The organism is Streptomyces sp. NPDC057002 (assembly GCF_042673825.1).
Lineage (GTDB): Bacteria > Actinomycetota > Actinomycetes > Streptomycetales > Streptomycetaceae > Streptomyces.
On record NZ_JBHURZ010000002.1, the window covers coordinates 259,840 to 282,908 of the forward strand.

The 23,069-nt window shown below is 71.8% G+C and carries 18 protein-coding genes; 4 read left to right on the forward strand and 14 right to left on the reverse strand.

Annotation, left to right across the window (positions count from 1 at the left end; genetic code table 11):
- Position 1: 1 nt before the first annotated feature.
- From ACFT32_RS09330 to ACFT32_RS09355, 6 genes are all read right to left on the reverse strand, one after another.
- Positions 2 to 844: an SDR family oxidoreductase gene (locus ACFT32_RS09330; RefSeq protein ID WP_382487547.1), complete on the reverse strand. Its 843-nt coding sequence runs from the start codon at positions 842 to 844 to the stop codon at positions 2 to 4.
- Between the two features lie 70 nt (positions 845 to 914).
- Complete coding sequence (locus tag ACFT32_RS09335) at positions 915 to 2,102, reverse strand: NAD(P)/FAD-dependent oxidoreductase (protein WP_382487549.1); 1,188 nt, start codon at positions 2,100 to 2,102, stop codon at positions 915 to 917.
- A complete protein-coding gene (locus ACFT32_RS09340) occupies positions 2,099 to 2,296 on the reverse strand; it encodes a ferredoxin (RefSeq protein WP_184599145.1) in 198 nt (65 codons plus the stop codon). Before ACFT32_RS09340 ends, ACFT32_RS09335 begins: the two co-directional genes overlap by 4 nt.
- Before the next feature lie 52 nt (positions 2,297 to 2,348).
- Positions 2,349 to 3,590, reverse strand: coding sequence for a cytochrome P450 (locus tag ACFT32_RS09345; RefSeq protein WP_382487551.1), 1,242 nt, complete (start codon positions 3,588 to 3,590; stop codon positions 2,349 to 2,351).
- Positions 3,591 to 3,736: 146 nt separating this feature from the next.
- A complete protein-coding gene (locus ACFT32_RS09350; RefSeq protein ID WP_382487552.1) occupies positions 3,737 to 4,114 on the reverse strand; it encodes a hypothetical protein in 378 nt (125 codons plus the stop codon).
- Positions 4,115 to 4,286: 172 nt separating this feature from the next.
- Positions 4,287 to 5,771, reverse strand: a complete 1,485-nt coding sequence (locus ACFT32_RS09355; protein WP_382487554.1) for an MFS transporter — start codon at positions 5,769 to 5,771, stop codon at positions 4,287 to 4,289.
- 93 nt (positions 5,772 to 5,864) lie between these two features.
- Here ACFT32_RS09355 and ACFT32_RS09360 point away from each other — a divergent pair, with 93 nt between their 5' ends.
- Positions 5,865 to 6,365, forward strand: coding sequence for a MarR family winged helix-turn-helix transcriptional regulator (locus ACFT32_RS09360; RefSeq protein WP_382487556.1), 501 nt, complete (start codon positions 5,865 to 5,867; stop codon positions 6,363 to 6,365).
- 10 nt (positions 6,366 to 6,375) lie between these two features.
- On the opposite strand, the gene ACFT32_RS09365 is transcribed toward ACFT32_RS09360, so the two are convergent.
- The 7 genes from ACFT32_RS09365 to ACFT32_RS09395 all read right to left on the reverse strand — a co-directional run bounded on the left by ACFT32_RS09365 (position 6,376) and on the right by ACFT32_RS09395 (position 17,667).
- Positions 6,376 to 8,409, reverse strand: coding sequence for a CocE/NonD family hydrolase (locus ACFT32_RS09365; protein ID WP_382487558.1), 2,034 nt, complete (start codon positions 8,407 to 8,409; stop codon positions 6,376 to 6,378).
- A 16-nt stretch (positions 8,410 to 8,425) separates the two neighbouring features.
- On the reverse strand, positions 8,426 to 9,721 hold the full coding sequence (locus ACFT32_RS09370; protein WP_382487560.1) for an acetyl-CoA carboxylase biotin carboxylase subunit family protein: 1,296 nt from the start codon (positions 9,719 to 9,721) through the stop codon (positions 8,426 to 8,428).
- A gap of 124 nt (positions 9,722 to 9,845) precedes the next feature.
- On the reverse strand, positions 9,846 to 12,254 hold the full coding sequence (locus ACFT32_RS09375; protein ID WP_382487562.1) for a SpoIIE family protein phosphatase: 2,409 nt from the start codon (positions 12,252 to 12,254) through the stop codon (positions 9,846 to 9,848).
- A gap of 115 nt (positions 12,255 to 12,369) precedes the next feature.
- Positions 12,370 to 13,881, reverse strand: coding sequence for an aminobutyraldehyde dehydrogenase (locus ACFT32_RS09380; RefSeq protein ID WP_382487564.1), 1,512 nt, complete (start codon positions 13,879 to 13,881; stop codon positions 12,370 to 12,372).
- 2 nt (positions 13,882 to 13,883) lie between these two features.
- Positions 13,884 to 14,786, reverse strand: coding sequence for a dihydrodipicolinate synthase family protein (locus ACFT32_RS09385; protein WP_382487565.1), 903 nt, complete (start codon positions 14,784 to 14,786; stop codon positions 13,884 to 13,886).
- A 44-nt stretch (positions 14,787 to 14,830) separates the two neighbouring features.
- On the reverse strand, positions 14,831 to 16,213 hold the full coding sequence (locus ACFT32_RS09390; protein WP_382487567.1) for an NAD(P)/FAD-dependent oxidoreductase: 1,383 nt from the start codon (positions 16,211 to 16,213) through the stop codon (positions 14,831 to 14,833).
- An 83-nt stretch (positions 16,214 to 16,296) separates the two neighbouring features.
- Entirely contained in the window at positions 16,297 to 17,667 is a 1,371-nt protein-coding gene (locus ACFT32_RS09395; protein ID WP_382487569.1) for an MFS transporter, read from the reverse strand.
- Positions 17,668 to 17,941: 274 nt separating this feature from the next.
- On the opposite strand from ACFT32_RS09395, the gene ACFT32_RS09400 reads away from it, so the two are divergent.
- Positions 17,942 to 19,738: a helix-turn-helix domain-containing protein gene (locus ACFT32_RS09400; protein WP_382487571.1), complete on the forward strand. Its 1,797-nt coding sequence runs from the start codon at positions 17,942 to 17,944 to the stop codon at positions 19,736 to 19,738.
- A gap of 13 nt (positions 19,739 to 19,751) precedes the next feature.
- Here the strand turns inward: ACFT32_RS09400 and ACFT32_RS09405 are convergent, their stop codons facing one another.
- Complete coding sequence (locus tag ACFT32_RS09405; protein WP_382487573.1) at positions 19,752 to 20,432, reverse strand: GntR family transcriptional regulator; 681 nt, start codon at positions 20,430 to 20,432, stop codon at positions 19,752 to 19,754.
- A gap of 95 nt (positions 20,433 to 20,527) precedes the next feature.
- Between ACFT32_RS09405 and glyA the strand changes: the two genes are divergently transcribed.
- The gene (gene glyA, locus ACFT32_RS09410; RefSeq protein WP_382487574.1) at positions 20,528 to 21,841 is read left to right on the forward strand and encodes a serine hydroxymethyltransferase; all 1,314 of its coding nucleotides are present in this window, start codon (positions 20,528 to 20,530) and stop codon (positions 21,839 to 21,841) included.
- Entirely contained in the window at positions 21,838 to 23,058 is a 1,221-nt protein-coding gene (locus ACFT32_RS09415) for a sarcosine oxidase subunit beta family protein (RefSeq protein ID WP_382487576.1), read from the forward strand. The genes glyA and ACFT32_RS09415 overlap by 4 nt, the downstream gene beginning before the upstream one ends.
- The last annotated feature ends 11 nt before the right edge of the window (positions 23,059 to 23,069 follow it).

Sequence of the window (23,069 nt, forward strand, 5' to 3'; positions counted from 1 at the left end):
GTCATCCTTGGCGCCGCATGTGCCGGCGGATCCAGGCCGCCTGCCCGCCGTCGACGAGCAGATCGGTGCCGGTGACGTACCGCGCCTCGGGGCCGGTGAGGAAGGCCACCGCGTCGGCGATCTCGCCCGGCGTGCCCGGCCGGCCCGCGCCGCACGCGTCGAGCATCTTGAGCATGTGCCCGTCGGCGTCCGAGTCGGCCTCCGCCTTCGCCATGGCGGTGGCGATGACACCGGGGCTGAGGGTGTTGACGCGGGCGCCGAGGCGGTTCCATGCCAGGGCGGCGGCCTGCACGCGGACGTGGTTGGCGCGTTTGGCGAGGATGTAGGCGGCGGTCGCGTCCTCGCCGAGGCCCGTGACGGCGTCAAGACCGAGCAGCTCCTCGGCGGGAGCCGTCGCCAGGGCGGCCTCGTCCTCGGCGCTGATCGAGGCCATGTGCCCGGCCAGACTGGCGACACAGACGAGCGAGGTGCCTCTGCCGGCCACCTTCTGGAACGCCTCGATCACGTACACCGTGCCGAGCAGGTCCACATCGAGGATCCTGCGGACCGAGGCCGTCGCGGCGGCGACCCCGGCGGTGTGCACCACCGCGGTGATCCGCCCCTGCTCCGCCGCGGTCCGGGCGAGTTCCTCGACCGAGGCACGGTCGGAGACGTCGGTCGGAACGCCCCGCGCCGCGTATCCCTCGGCGCTCAGCTCCGCCACGACCTGATCGAGCCGCTCGTGCGAGTGGTCGGCGAGGATCAGTGTCCGTCCGCTGCCCAGGCGGCGCGCGACCGCCGTTCCCATCCCGCCCGCTCCGGTGATGACGACCACGTCGCGCGGGTCGTCCGTACGGTTCTGCATCTGCTCTTCCTTCGCTGAGAGGGCGGGGGCGACAACGGGCCGCCCCCGCCGGGAGTTGCGATACCTGGGGTCAGGCCGCCTCGGTGCCGGCGGCCGGTACGGCGTCACTCCAGGACGTCCCGCCCGCGATGGCCTGCCGCCAGCCGCGGACGGCCTTGGGCGGCATGCCGACCGCGAGGGCGCCGGTCAGCCGTTCGCCGGTGCGATAGGCGGCCACGAACCTGCGCTCGGCCAAGTCCCCCTCCACTACGGCGACTTCGTCGTGCCCGCGCAGATAGCCGTACGCCTGGATCTTCATGTCGTACTGGTCGGACCAGAAGTACGGCACCGGCGCGAACGGCCTGCGCGCATCCGGCGCGGCGAGCAGATTGCGGGCGGCGGCCATGCCCTGCTCCGCGGCGTTCGTACGGTGCTCGATCCGCATGGACGTCCCGAACAGCGGGTTGTCCCACCGGGCCACGTCACCGGCCGCGTAGACGCCCGGCGCGGCCTCGCAGTGCTCGTCGCAGAGCACACCGTCGCCGACCCGCAGCCCGCTGTCCGCCAGCCACTCGGTGTTGGGCAGTGAGCCGATGGCGACCAGCACCTCGTCGGCCTCGACGAGTTCGCCGTCCGCGAGCCGTACGCCCTCGTCGGTCACCCCGGTCACGGTGACACCGGTGCGCAGCTCCACGCCGTGGTCGAGGTGGGCCTGCGAGAGCAGCTGCCCGACCTCGGTGCCGACGGCGTGCGCCAGCGGCACGGGAGCCGGTTCCAGCAGGGTCACCCGGGCGCCGAGACCCCAGGCCACCGCAGCGGCCTCGGCACCGAGGAACCCGGCGCCCACCACGACCAGCCGGCAGCCCGGCCTCAGCCGCTCGCGCAGCGCGAGGGCGTCGTCCAGGGTGCGCAGCACATGGGCGCCGCCGTCCCCGGGCAGCCGCCGCGGCCGCACCCCGGTGGCCACGATCAGCCCGTCGTACGGCACTCGCTCCCCGTCGGCCAGACACACCGTACGGTCCGTCATGTCCAGCCCGGTCGCCGCAGCTCCCAGCCGCAGGTCGAGGCCGAGGGCGTCGAGGTCGGCCTGCGGGCGCAGCGGCAGTCGCTCGGTGTCCCACTCGCCGGAGAGGATCTGCTTGGACAGCGGGGGACGGTCGTACGGGGCGCGCGGCTCGTCACCGACAAGGGTGAGAGTGCCGTCGTAGCCCGCCCGGCGCAGCGTCTCCACGGCGGCGAGCCCGGCGGCCGAGGCCCCGACGACCACGACGCGCCTCACGACTCCACCAGCCGGATCGCGGCGGCTGGGCAGATCGCCACGGCCTCCTCCACCTCGCCGCGCAGTTCCTCGCCGGGCCGCTCCTCCAGCAGGATCGCGACACCGTCGTCGTCCCGCTGGTCGAAGACGTCAGGAGCGGCCATCACGCACTGCCCCGACGCCACGCACTTCGGTACGTCCAGTTCCACACGCATCGTTGTCACCTCGGTTCTTTCTGAGTGGGGGGATCTGAGTGGGGGAGAGGGGTCACCAGGCCACGGGCAGGCTGTGCACGCCGTAGGTCGTCCCGGTGTGGTCGAACTCCAGGTGCTCGATCGCCGCGTCCAGCCGCAGGGTCGGGATGCGGCGGTAGAGCGTGCCGTAGACGACCTGGAGCTCCAGGCGGGCCAGGTTCTGGCCCAGGCACTGGTGGGGGCCGTAGCCGAAGGCCTGGTGGATGCGGGCCGGGCGGGTGATGTCGAGCCGCTCGGCCTCGGGGAAGACCTCCGGGTCCCAGTTGGCGGCGTGCAGGTCGAAGATGATGCCGTCGCCCTTGCGGATGACGACGTCACCGATCTCGATGTCGTCCTTGGCGACCCTGCGTACGCCGGTCTGGACGATGGACAGATAGCGCAGCACCTCGTCCACCGCGTTCGCGACCAACTTCGGGTCGTCGCTCTCGCGCAGCAGGGCGAGCTGGCCGGGGTGCTGGAGCAGGGCGAGGGTGCCGAGGCTGATCATTGTCGCGGTGGTCTCGTGGCCGGCGATCAGCATCGCGACGCCCATGTGGACGGCCTCGGTGTGCGTCATCTCGCCGGCCCGCACCCGGCCGGCCATCTCCGACAGCACGTCGTCGTCCGGGTCGGCCGCCTTCTGAGTGATCAGGCTGTCCAGATAGGCGGCCAGCTCACCGCTGACCCTCCTGGCCTCCTCGGCCGACACCGAACTGTCCAGCACCAGGCTGCTGCTGCGCTGGAAGAAGTCGTGGTCCGAGTACGGCACTCCGAGCAGTTCGGCGATGACCAGGGACGGCACCGGCAGCGCGATCGCCTTGAGGAGATCGACCGGGTTGGGGCCGGCGAGCATCTGGTCGATCAGGTCGTCGACGATCTTCTGGACCGGCTCCCGCATCTTCTCGATCCGCTTGACCACGAACGGCCCGTTGACGGTCCGCCGCAGCCGCGTGTGCTCCGGGGCGTCCGTGTTGGTGATGAGCCGGGGTGAGATCGGAGCGATGGAGGCCCGGTGGGCGTTCACGTAGGGGAAGCCGGGGTCGAGATCGTCGTCGCTGACGCGGGAGTCGGGAAGCAGGGCCCGCTGGTCTGCGTGGCGGGTGACCAGCCAGGGCGTGCTGCCGTTCCAGATCCGCACCTTGGTGATGGGCTTCTCGTTCCGCAGTTCCTGGGCGACCGGGGCCGGAGCCAGCGGGCACTCCGCCGCGCGCGGCAGCGGGTACTCGGGCAGCGGGCCGGTGGCGCCGGTGACGGGGCAGGACAGGGCATCGGACATGACATCTCCTCAGTGATGGGGGGTGGGGTGGGGGAGGAGCGGAGTTGGGGCATCGGTATGGAAGCGGAGCGGGCTGACAGCCTCCGGTCAGCTCCCTGACCTCGAGCTGACGTGACTCACGTCACTCGCCGGCAGGTCGCGGTGTCTCAGGCGTGGGCCGCGGCGCGGTGGTTGGCGACGATCCCGCCGGCCGCGCCGAGCGAGACGAGCCCCATGGCGGCAGCGGCGGCGATTCCCTTCATTCCGTCCAGGGCGAAGTACATCGCCACGGCCGCACCGCCGTTGAACAGGAACAGGAACCAGAGCGTGCCCGGCCTGGACAGGAAGCCCTTGATCCTCGGCTTCTTCGCGAGCCGCGTCCCGGTGACGAGCGCGACGGCGGACCCGGCGATGGTCGCCACGTCCTTCCGGGAGCCGTCGAGGACGGCACCGGCGCCCAGGGCGGCGCCGAGACCGACGGTGAAGAAGCTCCAGAGCAGCAGGTTGGCGACGAACGACTTGACGGTGGCGAGGAGCGCGGACATGGAGGTACCTCTCGGCGTGGAATGCGGGGGAGAAAGGGGTGGGTTCGGCGTTTTTGACCTGCTCACCACGATCCCGTCCGCAGTGTGCCGCGACGAGGGAGCGCGCTCCCGGACCGGGGGTGCAGCGGGCTACACCACGGCCGTCCAGAGGCCGGCCCTCAGCGGATGGGCACTAGGAGCGCGCACCGGAGATCTCCGCCGGTTCCGCGGCGGCTCCGGCCTGCTGGTCCGCCGCGGCGGCGGCCTGCCGGCGCGGGAGGAACGAGGCGAGGAAGAAGGCCAGCAGGGCCGCGCCGGCACCGAGGGCCATGACCGTCTTGAAGCCGTTCTCGGAGGGCAGGGTGTGGCCCCCGAAGCCGGTCGTCAGCTGCGCCAGGATGACGCCCGCGAGGGCGCTGGCGAACGACGTTCCCATGGAGCGCATCAGGGTGTTGAGGCTGTTGGCCGCCGCCGTCTCGGAGGCCGGCACCGCGCCCATGATCAGGGCGGGCATGGCCCCGTAGGCGAAGCCGACACCGCCGCCGATGACACAGGCGACCAGGACGATGTGCCAGACCTCGGACATCAGCACGATGCTCAGTCCGTACCCGGCGGCCACGACGACCGCGCCGATCATCAGGGTGACCTTGGGGCCCTTCGCCTTGGTGAGGGCGGCGGACACGGCGGACATGGCCATCATCACCAGTCCCTGCGGGGCCAGGATCAGGCCGACGGCCAGCATGGACTTGCCCAGCCCGTAGCCGGTCTGCTCGGGCAGCTGGAGAACCTGCGGCAGGACGAGCGACATGGCGAACATCGAGAAGCCGAGCGCGACCGAGGCGAGGTTGGTGAACAGCACCTGGCGGCGGGCGGTGGTGCGCAGGTCCACCAGCGGCTGGGCGGTGCGCAGTTCGTACCGTCCCCACAGCAGGAAGACCACGATCGCGGCGGCGAACAGACCCAGGGTCGTGCCGCTGGTCCAGCCCCAGTCACCGCCCTTGGAGACGGCCAGCAGCAGGGACACCAGTGCGGCGGACAGGCCGAGGGAGCCGGGCAGGTCGAAGCTGCCGCCGGTGCGGACCTTCGACTCGGGAACGATCAGCACCAGAAGCGCCAGGGCGACGACACCGAGGGCGGCGGAGATCCAGAACAGCGTGTGCCAGTCGTAGCGGTCGGCGATGAAGGCGGCGGCGGGCAGACCGAGGGCGCCGCCGACGCCCAGGGAGGCGCTCATCAGGGCGGTGGAGCCGGCGAGCCGCTCGGCGGGCAGGACGTCCCGCATGATGCTGATGCCGAGCGGGACGACGGCCGCCGCCAGGCCCTGGAGCGTCCGGCCGACGATCATCGGGACGAGCGAGTCGCTCAGTGCGCAGACGACCGAGCCGGACACCAGCAGCACGATGCTGGCGAGCAGCATGCGGCGCTTGCCGAACATGTCGCCGAGGCGGCCGACGACCGGAGTGGCGACGGCGGCGGCCAGCAGGGTGGCGGTGATCGCCCAGGCGGCGTTCGAGGGGGAGGCGTCCAGATATCTCGGCAGTTCGGGAACGATCGGGATGACCAGGGTCTGCATCAGCGAGACCACGATGCCCGCGAAGGCCAGGACCCCGACCACGGCGTTCGATCTGGGCGGAGCGGGTGATCCGGTCTTCGCGTGGTGGGCGACGGGGTGGGACATGGAAGCCTCCGGGGTGACGGGGAAGCGCGATTGCTTAACTTAGGCAAGCAGATTCTCCTTGCCTAAGTCAAGCAACTTTTTTACGCTGGACCCATGCCCACACCGCATCCCGTGGCGGAGCCCGCCTCGACGCCCCTGGCCGAGATCGAGCAAGCCCTCACGCGCATCACGTATCTGGCCGGCCGGGCCCGGCAGCACGAGCGTCTGATGGCCGAGTCGGGACTCTCGCTGGACCGGGCCGCCGCGGCGATCCTGCGGCACGTCGCCGAGAGCGAGCCGCTGCGGCCCGGCGTGCTGGCGGCCCGGCTGTCGGTGGAGGCGTCCCACGTCACCCGGCAGCTGCGGCACCTGGAGCGGGCCGGCTATGTGACCCGCGTCCCGGACCCGGACGACCGGCGCGCCCAGCGCGTCCGGCTCACCGAGGCCGGCCTGGCCGCGGCCGAGCGCATGCAACGGGTGCGCCGCCAGGGCATGGAGCTGGCCCTGGCGGCATGGTCACCCGAGGAACTGCGGCAGTTGGCGACACTCTTCCACCGGCTCGTGGACGACTTCGTGACGCACACCGAGAGCGATCTGCCCCTCCGCCCCACGTAGCCGGCGCGTGCTACAGCAGGTCGCGCGGCACCTTCTCGTTCCAGGTGCGGGAGAAGACGCGGCGGTCGGCCTCGTACGCGTCGAGCGTCGCGTCCACGAAGAAGTCCGTCTCGTCGCACCGGAGCTGGGTGTGCGTCACCACTCGCACGTCCCAGTCGTCCCGCCGGAACCCCATGGTCCAGGTGGACTCGCCGGAGGCAGAGGTGAATTCGTCGGCGACCGCCGTGTAGCGCTCGTGGGCGCGGCGGTCGGCCTCGACACCGATGTCGTCGAAGCGGACCGTGCCCCGGTCCTTCATGATGTCCAGCTCGGCGTGGTAGCCGACCAGGTCACGCTTGACCTCCCAGCGCTCCTCCGGGGGCGTCAGCTGGCTCGTGGCGAGCGGGGGAGTGCCCTCGGGTTCGCCGAAGGGGGACGACGGCACCTCGTCGGGTTCGTCCACCGGCCGTACCGGCAGGGTGAGCGTGCTGGAGTGCTCGTGGACGCTGAGCAGGGCCGGCTTCGGCGGGGGCCAGGCCAGCGGCCAGTAGGACGTCGAGAGGGAGAGCCGGATGCGGTGGCCCGGCGGGAACGCCTGCGCCACACCGTTCAGCGGGATCGTGGCGCGGTAGCGCCGGCCCGGCTCCAGGGGCTCGGGGGCCTCCGTGCTGTCGCGGCGGGTGAGGTTCAGAATGCCGTACGAGACACGGGTCGCGGCGCCGTCGGGGCTCACGTCGGACAGCCGCGCGGCCACCATCGCGACCGGCTCGCTCACCGACAGGTCGAGTTCCACGCTCGGCGAGCCGAGGATCTCCACCTGCTCGGTCAGGGGCTCGGTGTCGAAGACCAGTGAGCCGCCGTCCTCCTCGCGCTGGTCGTACGGCAGGTCCGGGGGCGCGTTGTAGGAGGCCCACTTGCCTCCGAACTGGCCCACCGACAGCGGGGACTGCACGGTCAGCGCATCGCCGCCCGGCGCCCCTTCCGCGTCCTGCGGCGGCCCGATCGTGTGCCGGGAGAGCGGATGCGCGACCGGCCGGATGTGCGGGGACGGCCAGTCCGGCTCGCCGACCCAGCGGCCCGGCCGTTCCTCGTAGGAGGTGGAGGGCGGCACGCTCTCCTGCATCCATGTCCGCAGCATGGGACCGTCCATGACGCCGTTGTCGACGCCCTTGAGCCAGTGGTCCCACCACCGTACGAGCTCCTGGAGGTAGCCGATGGCGGGGCCGGGCTCCCCGAGGTGGGGGAACTTGTGCGACCAGGGGCCGATCAGCCCCTTGCGGGGCACGTCCAGATTGCCGAGCAGCCGGGTCACGGCGTTGGAGTAGCCGTCCGCCCAGCCGCTGGAGGCCAGGACCGGGCAGTCCACACTCGCGTAGTCCTCGCACACCGAGGCGTGCCGCCAGTAGTCGTCACGGCGCTGGTGGCGCAGCCACTGAAGGACCCAGGGCTCGGTGTGCTCCAGCCGTTCGTGCCACATCTCGCGCCAGCGATCGCCGACCACGGCCGGGTCGGGCGGGCAGGTGGCGTAGGCGAACATGGTGCCCGCCTCGGCCAGGTTGTCCGACAACAGGGCGCCGCCCATGTAGTGCATGTCGTCGGCGTGCCGGTCGTCGGTGAAGGAGGCGATGGCGATGGCCTTGAGGCTCGCCGGCCGGCGGGCCGCCACCTGGAGCGCGGCGAACGCGCCCCAGGAGATGCCCATCATCCCCGTGCCGCCGTCGCACCAGGGCTGTTCCGCCAGCCAGGCCAGGACCTCCTCCGCGTCCGCCTGCTCCCGCTCCAGGTACTCGTCCCGCAGCACGCCTTCCGAGTCGCCGGTGCCGCGCAGATCGACGCGGACGCAGGCGTAGCCGTGTCCGGCGAGGTACGGGTGGTGGATCGAGTCGCGTACGGCCGTCAGATCGCGCTTGCGGTACGGGATGTACTCCAGCACCGCCGGCACCGGCTCCTGGTCCGAGGAGGTCGGGCGCCAGATGTGCGCGGAGAGCCGGACCCCGTCGGACATCGGGATCGTGACGTGCTCGTCTTCCTTCGTCGCGTACGGCAGGTTGGTCACGTAACGCATGGAACCCACGTGCTCCTTACTCTCGCGGGGCGTCCTCGACGGCGAGGTCCAGGGCGGCCACGCAGTGGTCGTACTTCTCGCGCATCTCCTTCTCGTCCGCCCCGCCGGTGAAGATGTGCGCCAACTCGTAGCTGTAGCTGTCCTGTCCGGGGAGCTCCGAGAGCCTGCTGCCCTGGTCGGGGACCACCTCGATACGCACGCCCGGGTTCTCCCGCTCGATACGGGCGATCTCCTCGGGCCCGGGCACCCGGCGCACCGCTCCGTCGGTGAACCAGCGGTGGTACCACTTCGCCGCCATCGCGTACGGGCCCTCGCCGTGCGGCATCCGCGGATCGTCGCCGAGGGCGAGGCTGACCATGCAGTGGTGGTTGGGCACGCCGTCGACGTACTGGAACAGCTCCGCGTGCGACTGGGAGTGCCGGGGGTTGATCTCCAGCAGGCTGATTGCCTGAGTCCCCGGGTCGTAGAAGTACTCGATGCTGAAGGTGGCCGCGTCCATGCCGATCTGCCGCATCACACGCGCGGAGACGTCGTGGAGTTCGTCGATGACCGGCTGGGGCAGCGTCGAGGGGTACTGGTGGCGCAGGAAGCAGGGGGAGTCCGGGTACTGGATGGAGTCCAGGACCCCGTAGACCGTCACCTCGCCCTGGTGGACATAGCCCTCCACGGCGACCTGGACGCCGGACATCGACTCCTCCGCCAGACAGACCTGGCCGCCCACGCCGTCCATCTCCGGCGGCAGGTCGATGCGTTCGAGGATGTGCTCGAAGGGGCCCCCGATACGGGATATGCCCTCGCGGATCTCGGCGACCGCCTTGCGGAACTCCTCTTCGTCATCGACTCCGAAAGCGAGCTCGGAGGAGTACGACAGGGCGGGCTTGAGCCACATGGGGAAGTCCACCTTCGCCGGCGGGCTCGGCGGCTCGGCCGACAGGTCGACCCTGTCGAAGCGCGGGTGCCGGTCGGTGGCCTTCTGCTGCTCCAGCCGGCTCCAGTACTTGTGCTCGCACTTGACCACGGACTCCAGGCTCGTGCTGCGGGTTCCGTAGCGTTCGCTCAGGATCGGGACGAGGGTGCTGACCGGGAAGTCCCAGTAGCCGACGATCGCGTCGATGCTCCCGTCGAAGGCGTCCAGCACACCTTGGGCCTTGTCCAGCAGCGTGGGCAGGTGTACCTCCCCCACCTGGAGTTCCTCGACGGTCAGCAGCTGGTGAAAACGCAGCCGGTGAGCTCCCGGGACCTGCCGGAGGGTCGGCAGATTGCCCTCGTCGAGCCCTAGCACGAACACGTTCTTCACCGTCTCATTCGGCACGGCTCTCCTTCCGACGTCCGGCTCGATGGCCGGTCATGCAAGATCGTCGGAGTACCCCTCACACGTGCCGGCAATCCGTTTCGGGCACGCCCGCCTCCCGGCCCGGGCACGTTCGGCCGGCGGCTCAGAGGGACGGCGCGGCGGGCAGCGGCTGTTCCGCCCAGATCGTCTTGCCCGTGGCGGTCTGGCGGGTGCCCCAGCGGTCGGAGAGCTGGGCGACGAGGAGCAGGCCGCGTCCGCCCTCGTCGAAGACGCGGGCCCGGCGCAGGTGGGGTGCGGTGTTGCTGCCGTCGGACACCTCGCAGATGAGGGTCGAGTCGCGGATCAGCCGCAGTTCGATGGGGGCGCCGCCGTAGCGCAGGGCGTTGGTGACCAGTTCGCTGACGATCAGCTCCGTCGTGAACGCCGCCTCCGTCAGTCCCCAGGCGGCCAGTTGTCCGCCCGCCAGCTTGCGGGCCCGGGCCACGGCGGCGGGGTCCGGGGGCAGCTGCCAGGTGTGCACCTGCTCGGCGCCGAGCGCGGCGGTCCGGGCCAGCATCAGCACGATGTCGTCGGCGGAACGGCCCGCCAGTACTTTCCGCAGCACCCGGTCACAGGTCTCCTCCAGCGCGTCGGCGGGGCTGCTCAGCGCCTGGCGCAGCAGGCCGAGCCCGACCTCGATGTCGTGGTCGGCGGCCTCGATCAGCCCGTCGGTGTAGAGGGCGAGCAGGCTGTTCTCCTCCAGCCGCACCTCGATCGCCTCGAACGGCAGGCCGCCCAGGCCCAGCGGCGGCCCGGCCGGCAGGTCGAGGAACCGTACGCCGCCGTCCGGCGTGACCAGCGCCGGCTGCGGATGCCCGGCGCGGGCCATGGTGCAGCGGCGGGACACCGGGTCGTACACGGCGTACAGACAGGTCGCTCCGACCTGCCCCGACGCCTGTGCCGTGGGCCCGCGCACCTCGGGGCCCTCTTCCCGGTCGAGCCGGAGGACGAGATCGTCCAGCTGGGTGAGCAGCTCGTCGGGGGCGAGATCGACATCCGCGAGCGTCCGTACGGCGGTCCGCAGCCGGCCCATCGTGGCGGAAGCATGGATGCCGTGGCCGACCACGTCGCCCACGACCAGGGCGACCCGGGCGCCGGACAGCGGGATCACGTCGAACCAGTCGCCGCCGATGTCCGCTCCGGAACCGGTCGGCAGATAGCGGTAGGCGACCTCCATGGCCGCCAGCTCCGGAGGCCGGTCGGGCAGCAGACTGCGCTGGAGCGCCAGTGCCGTACGGCGTTCCCGGGTGTAGCGGCGGGCGTTGTCGACGCTCACCGCCGCCCTGGCGACGATCTCCTCCGCGAGCAGCAGATCGTCCTCGCTGAACGGCTCCGGCGTCCGGTGCCGCAGGAAGTGCACCAGCCCCAGGGTCACCCCCCGGGCGCGCAGCGGCACCATCATCACCGAGTGGATCATGTGCTTGGCCACGGACTCGGCGCGGGCGGGCGAGGACTTGATCCACTCCCGCATCCCCGGATCGCCCGGCCGGTGCCGGGTGCCCCGGCCGGCGACCAGCGTCCGCACCGGCAGCGTGTCCACGGGGTAGAGCGTCGTCTCGCCCGAGGGGATCACCGACTCGGGGCAGCCCGCCAGCACCGACCGCTGCGCGGTGCGCCGCACGGTGACCGGCGCGTCCAGCGGCAGTGGTTCCGGCTCGTCACCCAGGGCGACGGACTCCAGCAGGTCCACGGTGACGAAGTCCGCGAACCCGCTCACCGCCACCTCGGCCAGCTCGTCCGCCGTCCGGGCCACGTCCAGGGTGCTCCCGATGCGGAGGCTGGCGTCGTTGAGCACCGCCAGCCGGCGGCGGGCCCAGGACTGCTCCGTGGTGTCGAACACGGTCGCGGACAGCCCCTGGACCGTGCCGGTCTCGTCCTTCAACGGCGACATGTACATGGACCAGGCATGCGGCCGGGTCTCGCCCGGGGCCAGGCCGTGCTCCTCGTGGAAGATCGTCTCGCCGGTGCGCAGGACCTCCCGCTGGAGGCGGTCGTACTCGTCGAAGGGCCAGGTGGGGTGGATCTCCCACAGGGTCAGGCCCTTCATCTCCTCCTCGGTCCGGCCCATCACCTGTGTCATGACCGCGTTGGCGGCCACGAGCCGGGCCTCACGGTCGTAGACCGCCACCGGCACCGGGAGCTGGGAGAGCGTGAGGTCCCACAGGGCCAGGGCTCCCGGCTCGGCCCGCCTCGCCGTGTGCGCCGGTGCGGTGCCGGTCACCAGCCAGAGCCGCCCGCGGCCGGCGTCCGTCAGCGGTGTTCCCTGCAGCCGTACCACGACACGGTGGCCGTCCCGGTGCCGGAGGGCGACCTCACCGGCCCACCGCTGTCCGTCGGCGACATGGTGCCGTGTGGATTCCGGGAGGTCGGCGGCGAGCAGTCCGCCGACGGCCCGGCCCACGATCTCGGCGGCGTCGTATCCGAGCAGGCGGCTAGCGCCGTCGCTCCACGCCATGATCGCCCCGCGGGCGCCGACGACGACCGCGAGATCCTCCGGTACGCGTCCCTCCACGGTGCCTCCGCAGGTGATCCCAACCTGTCTTATGCCCTTTCTGCTCGTATCTGACCGTATTCGGAAGCGGGTACCCGCGCAGGACGCCCGCTACCGCGACTCCCGCCGGGGTGGGTCAGCGCTCGTGGTTGTGCATGACGTGCTTGGTGCGCGAGTAGTCGTCCAGGGCGTAGACCGACAGGTCGCGGCCGTAGCCCGATCCCTTGAACCCGCCCCAGGGGACCTCGCTCGCGAGCACCAGGTGGGAGTTGACCCAGACGGTTCCGAAGTCGAGGCGCGCGGCGACGGCGTGAGCGCGGCGGGCGTTCTCGGTCCAGACGGAGGCCGACAGGCCCAGGGGGACGTCGTTGGCGCGCCGGACCGCTTCCTCCTCGTCGGCGAAGGTCTCGACCGTGATGACCGGGCCGAAGATCTCCTCGCGGGCGACCTCGGCCCCCTCGGGGACGTCGACCAGCACGGTCGGGGCCACGAAGAAGCCCGGTCCGTCCAGTGCCCCGCCGCCGGTCGCCACGCGCACGCCCTCGGCCTTCGCACGCTCCAGGAAGCCCGTGACCCGGTCGAAGTGGGCCCTGGAGACCATGGGGCCGACCTCGATGTCCTCCCCGGCGCGCGGCTCGCCGACCGCCAGGGTCCGGACCTCGCCGACGAGCCTCTCGACGAACTCCTCGGCGATCGACTCGTGGACGAGGACACGGCACGCGGCCCCGCATTCCTGGCCCGCGTTCCAGAAGCCCGCGACGCGCAGTGCCGATGCGGCGGCGGCCGGATCGGCGTCCGGGAAGATCACGACCGGGGCCTTGCCGCCGAGCTCGAGGTGCACCCGCTTCAGGCTCCCGGCGGCGGCCCGGGCCACCGCACGACCGCTGGCGACCGAGCCGGTCAGGGCGATCATGTTCACGTCCGGGTGCTCGGCGAGCCGGGCTCCGGCGACCGGGCCGTGACCGTTGACGACGTTCAGCACGCCGGGCGGCAGGAGATCGGCGACCAGTTCGGCGAACTTCAGGGTGGTCAGCGGGGTCTGCTCGGACGGCTTGACGACCAAGGTGTTGCCGGCGGCGAGGACGGGCGCGAGCTTCCAGGCCGCCATGAGCAGCGGGTAGTTCCACGGTGTGATCACGCCGATGACACCGAGCGGTTCCCGCAGGATCACCGACAGGTGGTGCTCGGCGTACTCCCCGGCCGCCATGGAGGTGCCCGCGCGCACGGCACCGGCCATGAAGCGGAAGGTGTCGATCGTCATGGCGACGTCGTCCCTGGACACCGCGAGGGGCTTGCCCGTGTTCGCCGACTCCAGCCGGGCCAGGAGGCCGGTGTGCCCGGCCAGCCGGTCCGCGACGGCGTGCAGCACCTCGGAGCGCTCCTTGGGGACCAGCCGGGCCCAGCGGTCCTTGCCCGCCACCGCTGCGGCGACCGCGCGGTCGATGTCCTCGGCGGTTCCCTCGGGAACCCGGGCGATGACCTCCTCCGTACTGGGATCGACCACGTCGATGAGCCGCTCGGGCGAGCCGTCGACGAACGCGCCGTCGATGAAGTGCCGGGCCGGAGGGAGGTCGGCTGACGTGATCAGAGGCGGTGCGTCCGCAGCGCGCCGGACTCCGGCCGCTGTGCTGTGGGCTGTGGTGGTCATGGTCAGTTGCCCCCTTCGGGCAGCCCGGGAAGTGCCTGGACGAGCGCGGAGATCCGTGTGGCCGTGGCCGTGTCGAGTCCGAGCAGCGGCTCCCGGGGAGCTCCGGCCGGGACACCGGCGGCGTCCAGGGCGGCCTTGATCGCCGGGATGAACGGGGCGGACATGATCGCGTCCATCAGCGGGTAGATCCGCGCCCACTCCGCTCGCGCCCGGTCGAGGTCGCCGGCCCGCAACGCGCGGTGGACCGAGACGAGTTCGGCCGGTATGACGTTCGCGGTCCCGGCCATGACACCGGCGGCGCCCTCGGCGACGGCGGTCAGCAGGAGGCTGTCCCAGCCGACGAAGGTGGAGATGACGTCGCCGTGGCGGTGGATCAGTTGCCCGGCCTGAGCCATGTCGGCGCTGGTGTCCTTGATGTACCGGATGTTGCCGACCTCGCGGGCGAGCTGTCCGACGGTGTCCGGCGAGAGATTCACACCCGTGGCGCCCGGCAGGTTGTAGAGCATGACCGGAACGTCCACGGCGTCGGCGACCGTGCGCAGGTAGCGCAGCGTCTCGTCGAGCGTGAGCGGCTCGTAGTACGGGGCGACGACCATGAGGACCGAGGCGCCGGCGGACTGCGCGTGCCGGGACAGTCCGACCGCTTCCCCGGTGCTCAGCGCGCCGGTCTGCGCGACCACCGGCACACGCCCGGCCGTCTGGTCGATGACGGTCTCGACCACGCGGCGGCGTTCGGCCCCGCTCAGCGCCGCGAACTCACCGGTCGATCCGCAGGCGACGACACCGCCGACCCCGCCGTCGACGCTGCGGTCGACCAGGCGGCGCAGTGTCTTCTCCTCGATCTCCCCGTCCGGTGCGAACGGGGTGGCCAGGGCGGTGAGGACACCGCTCAGCTGTGACGACATGTCTTCGACTCTCCTCGGGTGATGCTGTGGACGGGGCGGTGGGGTCACGGGGCGAGCGCGGTCAGGTCCCGCGGGATCGCCTGCCGGTCGGTGGCCAGCAGGCTCTGTGCCTCCTGCGCGGCGGACAGGCCGGTCTGGATCGCGGTCTCGGTGTAGAGGGTGCCGAGGTAGTCACCGGCCAGCAGCACCCGGCCGGAGCGGCGGGTCAGCGTCTGCTGGAGCCTCCCGCGGCCGGGGAAGCAGTACGGCGCGCCGGTGGGCCAGCGCTGCACCTCGGCCTCGACCACCTTGTCGGCGCAGCCCGGCAGCACCTGGTCCAGGTCGTCGAGGTAGATCCGGCGGATCTTGTCGTCGTCGTGCTCCAGCAGATCCCGCGCCAGACTGCCCGGCGAGAACGTCATGAGGCTGCTGCCCGGCCGGCGTTCCGCCTCCTCACCGCGCGCGATGTTGGACAGGTTCAGCGCGACGTTGAAGGACCGCTTCGGGGTGGCGATGGCGTAGGCGTCGTCCCAGACCTGAGGTCCGGTCTCGTCGGTGAGGAACGCCGCGCTCACATACGGGCCGTAGACGATCTTCGACAGGGCTTCGCGGACGTCACGGTCCAGATCGACCGCGACCCGGTGGCTGACCGTGGCGGGCGTGGCCAGGACCACGCAGCGCGCCTCGACCTCCCGCTCGGCGCCGTCCTGCCGGTATCGGACCACGACGGAGCCGTTCTTCTGCACGATCTCGTCGACGGTCGCGTTCAGCCGCACCCGGCCGGCCAGGGACGCGGCGATGCGCTCGGTGAGGGTGGACGGGCCGCCGAGGATGCTCTGCGAGAGGCCGCCGCCGATGTTCCACACCAGGCTGAAGTAGCCGACGCCGGCGCCGGCCGAGAGCTGGTCGATGTCGGCGGCGGACCGGGTCACCGTCGGTTTGAACAGGGCCTCGGCGTCCTCGGGCAGGTCGCCGATGAAGTCCTTGAAGGACCGGTCGTTCATGAAGTCGTAGACGCGCTGCTGGCGTTGGGCCGCGCTCTCGCCCCGGCGCCGGCGCACCACCCGGGCGTAGCGGGCCACCGACAGGGCGACCTTGGCGCCCGCCCCGACCATGCCGACGCGTGCCGCCATCGGCATCGGAATGCGGAACGGATAGCTCTCCACCCGGCCCTTGAGCAGCAGTTTGCCGTTCATCGACAGCCCGGCCAGCGAGCCGGGCACCGGGACCGAGTCGACACCGGTGCTGTTCAGCAGCCAGGCCGTCGCCGAGTTGCCGCCGGCGTAGACGTGCCCGCCCCAGTTGAGCCAGTACGGTCCGCGGCGCTCCGAGCGGATGCGGCCGCCGACCCTGCCCTGCGACTCCAGCAGGAGCGTGTCCCAGTGCCGCAGGCGCCAGCCGGCGGCCAGTCCGGCGATGCCGCCGCCCACGATCACTACGTCCTTCATCGGTGTCCTCCAGCACGGTTGCGGGGATGAGGATGCGGGGCCCGCCGGGGCCCTCACCGGGTGGCGAGGGCCCCGGCGGACGGTCAGGCGTTGGCGGGACGGCCGACCGGCGTCTCGCGTGGCGGAGTCAGCGCGGCGGACTCGTGCAGGGCCATGCCGCGGGTCTCGGGCGCCCAGAAGACCGAGACGACGGCGCCGAGGAGGCTGATGGCGGCGGCCGCGAGCATGGTGCCGCCGACGCCCCAGGAGGTCAGGGCCAGGGGGACCAGGTACGTGCCGACGGCGGCGCCGATCCGGCTGGCCGAGGAGGCGAGCCCGACGGCGGAGCCGCGCACCTCCGTCGGGAACAGCTCGTTCGGGTAGATCCACTGGAGGATCTGGGTGCCGCCGATGATGACCGCGTACAGGGCGAACAGCGTCATGATCACGCCTGAGGGGGCGTCGGGGAAGATGCCGAGCAGCAGCAGGGCCAGGCCCGACCAGACGAAACTGTGGATGACCAGGGGCCGGCGGCCCATGCGGTTCACGCCGAGCAGGGCGATCACACAGCCGATGAGGAACATCACGGTGATCATGGCTTCGCCGATGTTGGCGAGCCCGCCCTCCAGCTGGAGCGCGTCCAGGATCTTCGGGCCGAAGGCGTAGATCGCGAAGAGCGGCACGATGGAACAGGTCCAGAAGACGGAGATGTAGAGCATCCGCCCGCCGTAGCCGGACCGCAGGATCGCCTTGATGTCGACGTTCTCGCGCTGTTCCGATTCGTCCGGCAGATCGGCGATCGTGACGTCCGGGCCGTAGACCTTCCTCAGGACCGCCTCGGCCTCCTCGGTGCGGCCCTTGTTCGCCAGCCAGCGCGGTGACTCGGGCGTGCCGTGGCGCAGCAGCACGATGACCGTGGCGGGCAGCGTGGCGCTGGCCAGCATCCAGCGCCAGCCGTCGTCGCCGACGGACAGCAGGATCTCGCCGACGATGTAGGCGGTTGCGGCGCCGACGAACCACATGACGACCAGACCGCCCAGCAGCGGGCCCCGGTAGCGGCGCGGGGTGAACTCGGCCAGCAGCGAGGTGGCGATGGGGTAGTCCGCTCCGACCGCCATGCCGATCAGCAGCCGCAGGATGAACAGCCACACCGGGTCGGAGGCCCAGAACTGGGCGACGGAGCAGACGATGATGGCGATCAGGTCGATGGTGTAGAGCAGTTGCCGGCCGAACCTGTCCGTCAGCCAGCCGCCCAGGAACGCGCCCAGGAAGATCCCGATGAGCGCGGACGCGCCGATCAGCCCCTGGGCGGAGTCGGACAGGTCCAGTTGGGGCGATATCTGCGTCATGGCGACGCCGATGATGCTCAGGACGTAGCCGTCGAGGAACGGGCCTCCGGAGGAGTACAGCGCGAGTTTCTTGTGGAAGCGCGACAGGGGCGCGTCATCCAGTCGGTTTCCTGCGGTCGGGGTCATCACAGCCTCCGGGAGCGGTTCCCGGACGTGCCTGTGCGAGGCTGCGTCCAGGAGGCCTGGTCGGGGTTGATGTGCGGTTGCCGATGGCACGAGCGCCGCCCGGCGAGCCTGCCGGCCCGGGTCGCGGCGAACTCGCGGTGTCGTGGGGACGCCGGCAGCGTGGCGGCCGGATGGCAACGAAGTATGTGAAGGCCACGGGCTGCCAACAACGCCTCCGCCGTTTCCCCGGTCGCGGGGGTGTGTCCGAGTCGGAAGTTCGGCTACGGTTCCCGCCATGCCCGGCCGCCCCCGCGACGCCGTGCTCCTCACCGAGGAGGAACGGGCCGCGCTGCTGACCTGGACGCGCAGCCGCACCTGCTCTCAGGCCCGTGCCCTGCGCGCCCGGATCGTGCTGGCCTGCGAGCACGAGTCCACCAACACCGCCGTGGCCGAACACCTCGGCATCTCCCGCGACATGGTCGGCAAGTGGCGCGCCCGGTTCCTCGCCGACCGGCTGGCCGGCCTGGACGAGCAGCCCCGACCCGGGCGGCCTCCCACGGCCGACGACGACACCGTGGCGCACGTCCTCGTCCGCACGCTCACCCCACCGCCGGCCGGCGCCCGGCCGTACTGGTCGACCCGTTCCATGGCGGCCGAGACCGGCCTGAGCCAGAGCACGGTGAGCCGGGTCTGGCGGACCTACGGCATCCGCCCCGGGGCACGCGCCGCGGCCGGGCCGCGCCGGGCTTGGTCCCTGCCGGAGCGGGCCGGGGAGTGGATCGGTCTGTTCGTCGCCCCGCCGGTGTGCGTGCTGGCCGTACGGGACGGACGCCGCTCCTCGACGACGGCCGGAAGCCGGTTGTCCGGCCAGGACCGGGAGGCGGCCCATGTCCTCTCCGTGGCCTGCGGCTTCGCCGCGCTGCGTGGCGACGGGGAGGTGCCCGGCGCGGGCCGCCCCGCCCTGCGCGCCTTCCTGGAGCAGGTGCGGTCAGCGGCCGGTGCCGGGGCAGCCGTCCACCTGCTGGCCCTTGGCGTACCGGCGGAGGCGTACGAAGACCTCCACCACCAGGACCCGTCCGGGCATCCTCGCCCGCGCTGGCACCGCCCGCCCACCCCGGCGGCCTGGGCCGACGAGGCCCTGCGCCTCCTCGCCGCCGACGGGCACGCTCCCCGGGAGGCCGCGCCCGATCCGCACCGGCTCCGCGACGCGCTCCTCACCTGGTCCACCACCTGGACCCCCGCGGCCGCCCCCTTCACCCGGGTCGCCGCACCATGCCCCTCGTACGACACTCCGTCGATCCGCGGCCGTGGCAACGACTCGAATGCCCCGGACGCGCGCGCAGTCGGCGGCCCCGGCTTCTACACGGCGACCCGGATCACACCCTCCGACGCCCCGCCCGGTGCGCCCGTCACCACCGATCCCGTCGTCGGCCTGCTGCGCGATGCCGTCCTCACCGATGGCCACCGGCCCGGCGAACGCGTCCGGGAGGCACCGCTCGCGGCACGCCTCGGCCTCTCCCGCCGAGTCGTCCGCGCCGGTCTGCGGACCTTGGCCGAGGAGGGCATGCTCGATCCGCTCCCGGGCGGCGCGACCGCCGTCCCGGGCCTCACGGCGAAGGACGTCCTCGACCTCTACGCGCTGCGCGCCAGCCTCGGCGCGCTGCTCATCCGCCGTGTCGCCATGCTCGGCCCCGAGCACCTCGCCCCGGCGTCGGCCGCTCTCGAGGAGGTCCGCGCCGCCGCCCGGGACAAGGACCACGCCCGGCTGCGGGAGGTCGACCTGTGGTTTCAGGACGCCCTGGCCCGTACCGCCGACCTTCCGCAGGCGGCCCGTACCTTCGAGCACCTCACGGCCCGGCTGCGGATGTTCGTCACGATGCTGGACATGGACTACAGCCAGGCGTTCGACACCATCACCGACGAGGACACCGCCGTCCATGACGCCCTGCGCGACGCCGACGGGAACGAGGCGGCCCGGCTGTGGCGGGTCAAGATCGAACGCTGTGTCCGCTACATGATCGCCCAGCTCCCCGAGGACGACATCGCCCCGCACCTGTGGGCAACGCTGGCGGGACGGCCCCGCCTGGGCTGAACCCGTCGCGTCGTCAGATGGCCGCGCGGATAGCCCGCTCGAACCCCTCGACATGGCCGCGGGCGAGCTGTGCCGCCTTCTCCGGCTCACCCGCCACGATCGCCTCGATCAACGGCCCGTGCTCCTCGACGTGGCCGGCCATGTCCGACAGGCGGTCGAGGAACAGGCACCAGATGCGGGTGGCGAGGTTGTCGTGGCGGACGAGGGTGTCCTCCAGGTAGGGGTTGTGCGCGGCGGCGTAGACGGCGCGGTGGACCTGGAGGTCCAGACGCATGAGCTCGCTGTCGTCGTGCCGGCCTGAATGCGCGCTCTCGAGCTCCTGTCGCAGGGCCGTCAGGACCGCCCGGTCCGTGGCCGTGGCGCGGCGCGCGGCCTGGGCGGCGGCCAGCGGCTCCAGCTCCTGGCGCACCTCGGAGATATGGGCCAGATCCGTGATGTTGACCTCGGTGGCGAAGGTGCCGCGCCGGGGGAAGGTCGTGATCAGCCGCTCGTACTGGAGCCGCTTGAGCGCCTCGCGCACCGGCGTCCGTCCGACGCCGAGGGACTGACCCAGCTGTTCCTCGTGGATCGGCGCGCCCGGGCGGATCTCGAGCATGACGAGCCGGTCGCGGATGGCGCGGTAGGCGCGCTCGGCGAGCGACAGCTCCTCGCCCCCGGGCGCCCCGTCTGCGGGCTCGGTCGCCAGCTGCTGCATGAATGCCCCCTTGACCTGTCCGGCGAGCTCCCATACCGTACCGCAGAGTCTGATATATCAGTTGCGCATTAGTCGGCCACCAGGATGGTGCACAGATGGCAACCAGCCCGTCGACCAGCACACTCGCCTCCCCCCTCGCCCTTCCGCTCGGCGAACTCGACCCGGACGTCGCCACCGCCGTGCACGCCGAGCTGCACCGCCAGCAGTCCACCCTCGAGATGATCGCCTCGGAGAACTTCGCCCCGGCCGCCGTCATGGAGGCCCAGGGCTCGGTCCTCACCAACAAGTACGCCGAGGGCTACCCGGGCCGCCGCTACTACGGCGGCTGCGCACACGTCGACGCCGTCGAGCGGTTGGCCATCGCCCGGGTGAAGGAGCTGTTCGGCGCCGAGCACGCCAACGTGCAGCCGCACTCCGGCGCCCAGGCCAACGCCGCCGCGATGTCCGCGCTGCTCAAGCCGGGCGACACGATCCTCGGGCTCGACCTGGCGCACGGCGGTCACCTGACCCACGGCATGCGCCTCAACTACTCCGGCAAGCTGTACGACGTCGTGCCGTACCACGTGCGCGCGTCCGATCTGCGCGTCGACATGGACGAGGTCGAGCAACTCGCCCTCGCGCACCGGCCCAGGATGATCGTCGCCGGCTGGTCGGCCTACTCCCGGCGGCTGGACTTCGCCGCGTTCCGAAGGATCGCCGACCGGGTGGGCGCGTATCTCCTCGTGGACATGGCCCACTTCGCGGGGCTGGTGGCAGCGGGCCTCCACCCCAACCCGGTGCCGTACGCCGACGTCGTCACGACCACCACGCACAAGACCCTCGGCGGCCCGCGCGGCGGCGTGATCCTCAGCCGGGCCGGCCTGGCCAAGAAGATCGACTCGGCGGTCTTCCCCGGCCAGCAGGGCGGCCCGCTGGAGCATGTCATCGCGGCGAAGGCGGTCGCCTTCAAGGTGGCGGCGGGGGAGGAGTTCAAGGAGCGCCAGCAGCGCACCCTGCACGGCGCCCGCATCCTCGCCGGACGGCTGCTCTCCGACGATGTGGCCGAGGCCGGGATCACGGTGCTCACCGGCGGCACCGAAGTCCACCTGGTCCTCGTCGACCTGCGGAACTCCGCGCTCGACGGCCGGCAGGCCGAGGACCGGCTGCACCGCGTCGGCATCACCGTCAACCGCAACGCGGTGCCGTTCGACCCACGCCCGCCGATGGTCTCGTCCGGGCTGCGGATCGGCACCCCGGCCCTGGCCACCCGCGGCTTCGGCGACACGGAGTTCAGGGAGGTCGCCGACATCATCGCCCAGGCCCTCAAGGGCGAACAGCCCGAAGACGCACTGCGCGGCCGGGTCGGCAGGCTCGCCGCCGCCTTCCCCCTCTATCCCCACCTGTCCCACGCGAACGGAGGCGCGACATGACCGCCCAGCCGCTGCCGGAGCACCCGGACTTCCTGTGGCGCACCCCCGAGCCGCGCTCCTCGTACGACGTCGTCATCGTCGGCGCGGGCGGCCACGGCCTGGCCACGGCCTACTACCTCGCCAAGAACCACGGCATCACCAAGGTCGCCGTCCTGGAGAAGGGCTGGCTGGCCGGCGGCAACATGGCCCGCAACACCACGATCATCCGCTCCAACTACCTCTGGGACGAGAGCGCGGCGATCTACGAACACGCGCTGAAGCTGTGGGAGCGGCTCCCCGAGGAGCTGGACTACGACTTCCTGTTCAGCCAGCGAGGCGTCCTCAACCTCGCGCACACCCTCCAGGACGTCCGCGAAGGCGTGCGCCGGGCCAACGCCAACCGTCTCAACGGAGTCGACGCCGAGTGGCTCGAACCGGACGAGGTCGCCAAGGTCTGCCCCATCCTCAACGTCTCGTCCCGCACCCGCTATCCGGTCCTCGGCGCCACCTTCCAGCCCCGGGCCGGCATCGCCAAGCACGACCACGTCGCCTGGGCGCTGGCCCGCCGCGCCGACGAGCTGGGCGTGGACCTGATCCAGGGCTGCGAGGTCACCGGGTTCCTCAAGGACGGCGACCGCGTCGTGGGCGTCGAGACCAACCGCGGACGCATCCACGCCGGCCGGGTCGGTCTCGCGGCGGCCGGGCACAGCAGTGTGCTGGCCGAGCGGGCGGGCGTGCGGCTGCCGGTACAGTCCCATCCGCTCCAGGCGCTGGTCTCCGAGCTGCACGAGCCGGTGCACCCGACGGTGGTGATGTCGAACCACGTCCATGTCTACGTCTCCCAGGCCCACAAGGGCGAGCTGGTGATGGGCGCGGGCGTCGACTCCTACAACGGCTACGGGCAGCGCGGCTCCTTCCACGTCATCGAGCAGCAGATGGCTGCCGCCGTCGAGCTGTTCCCCGTCTTCGCCCGCGCGCACGTCCTGCGCACCTGGGGCGGGATCGTCGACGTCACCCCGGACGCGTCCCCGATCATCGGCAGGACCCCCGTCGAGAACCTGTACGTCAACTGCGGCTGGGGCACCGGCGGTTTCAAGGCCACCCCGGCCGCCGGCTGGACCTTCGCGCACACCCTCGCCACGGGCGAGCCGCATCCGCTGAACGCCCCGTTCGCCCTCGAACGCTTCACGACGGGCGCCCTGATCGACGAACACGGCGCAGCGGCCGTGGCCCACTGAGGAGGACACCA